The organism is Mesorhizobium sp. WSM4847 (genome assembly GCF_055811335.1).
Window position 1 is genome coordinate 1 of the sequence record NZ_JBVVPY010000130.1, and the last position, 268, is coordinate 268.

Here is a 268-nt window from a genome sequence, read left to right on the forward strand (position 1 = left end):
GTTCGGCGCCGCCGACAACAACGGCTACGGCCTCAAGGTCTATGCCTTCCTGAAACTCGCTTGCGTACCGTTCGTGCATGAGCATTTGTTCGATGCCTCCGCCGCGCCGCGCGGGCAGCTGCCCTATATCGTGGATGACGGCGAGACGATCGGCGACAGCGAGACCATCATCGCGCACGCGACCGCGAAATACCGCCTGACGATCGACGCGACGCTTTCACCGGAGCAGCGCTGCACCAATCACTTCGTCACGCGCATGCTCGACGAC

At 63.1% G+C, this 268-nt stretch carries 1 protein-coding gene; it reads left to right on the forward strand.

Translation table 11 applies throughout. The features are described 5' to 3' along the window. Positions 1-268: Tom37 metaxin N-terminal-like domain-containing protein (locus tag AC0L28_RS34835; RefSeq protein ID WP_473483033.1), on the forward strand; the 268-nt coding region annotated here is incomplete at both ends.